This is a genomic window from Caballeronia arationis, assembly GCF_001544975.2.
In the GTDB taxonomy this organism is placed as follows: domain Bacteria; phylum Pseudomonadota; class Gammaproteobacteria; order Burkholderiales; family Burkholderiaceae; genus Caballeronia; species Caballeronia arationis.
The window spans coordinates 1-1255 of the sequence record NZ_FCOG02000453.1 but is presented as its reverse complement, the minus strand read 5'-3'; the positions used below and the strand labels follow the sequence as shown (position 1 = coordinate 1255).

2 protein-coding genes are annotated in these 1255 nt (G+C 65.9%); both read left to right on the top strand.

Annotation, left to right across the window (positions count from 1 at the left end; all coding sequences use genetic code 11):
- Positions 1–1011, top strand: a 1011-nt coding sequence (locus AWB81_RS43100; RefSeq protein ID WP_062644700.1) for a Y-family DNA polymerase, incomplete at its 5' end; no start/stop codon positions are given.
- A gap of 22 nt (positions 1012–1033) precedes the next feature.
- On the top strand, positions 1034–1255 hold a 222-nt coding region (locus AWB81_RS43095; RefSeq protein ID WP_235026261.1), incomplete at its 3' end, for a PHP domain-containing protein.

Sequence of the window (1255 nt, the reverse complement as noted above, 5' to 3'; positions counted from 1 at the left end):
GGCCTGCGTCTTTCCATCCGCTCGCTCATGCGGCAGTTACCGCGCTTGCCCGCCCTGCTGGTTTTGGAAGCCCGGCGCTACGCCGACTGGTTTGACGGACTCGGATGCACGAGCGTCGCGGACCTGCGGCGCTTGCCGCGCGCCGGCCTCAAGAAGCGCTGCGGCACCGCAATTCTGGATACGCTCGATCGCGCCGTTGGGGAAGCGCCCGAGCTTTACGAATGGGTCCAGACGCCGCCGTCGTTCAATGCACGTATCGAACTGCCCGACCGCGTCGAGCATGCCGAAGCCGTGCTCTTTGTCGCGCGTCGGCTCATCGTGCAGTTGACCGGTTGGCTCGCGAGCAAGCAACTGGCGCTCACGCGCTTCTCGATCGAACTTGAACATGAGCGCGGGCGCGCGGCGTTGCCGCCAACGACGATCGAGGTGGCGCTCGCGGAACCGACTTGGCACGAGGAACACCTGACGCGCTTGCTGAAAGAGCGGCTTGGTCGCGTCGAGCTTGCGGCCGCCGTCATCGCCGTGCGTCTCGAAGTGAACGACGTCGAAGCGGCCGAGCCGCCGTCCGACACGCTATTTCCCGAGCCGGGCGGCAGCGCCGCCGACCATAACCGGTTGATGGAGCTGCTCGTTGCACGCCTGGGTCATGAGAACGTGCTGCGCGCCGCGCCCGTCGCCGATCACCGCCCCGAGATCGTATCGAACTGGGTCCCGGTGACCAGCGACGCCAAAGGCTGCCCGCTTCCCGGCGATCAGCCCCGCCCATCGTGGCTGCTTGAGACGCCCGTGCAGTTGATGACGCGCCAGCACCGCCCGTTTTACGGCAGTCCGTTGCGCACGGTGTCGCCCGGTGAGCGTGTTGAAGCCGGATGGTGGGCAGGCGAGCTCGTCACACGCGATTACTTCGTCGCGGAGGCCGACGACCACACCTGCTACTGGATCTACCGCGAGCGGGTTGGAAGCCGCGACGAAGAAGATCCTCGATGGTTCCTGCACGGTCTGTTCGGGTAGCGCGTTGGACGTGTACGCCTCCATGCTGCCCGGCTATGCCGAGTTGCAGTGCTTCTCCAACTTCACGTTCCTGCGCGGCGCCTCGCACTCGGAAGAACTGATCGTGCGCGCGGAGCAGCTCGGCTATCTCGCGATCGCCATCACCGACGAGTGTTCGCTCGCCGGCATCGTCCGCGCGCATGTTGCCGCCAAGGAAGCGAATATCCGGCTCATCGTCGGCGCGCATTTCCAGTTGACGAACCCG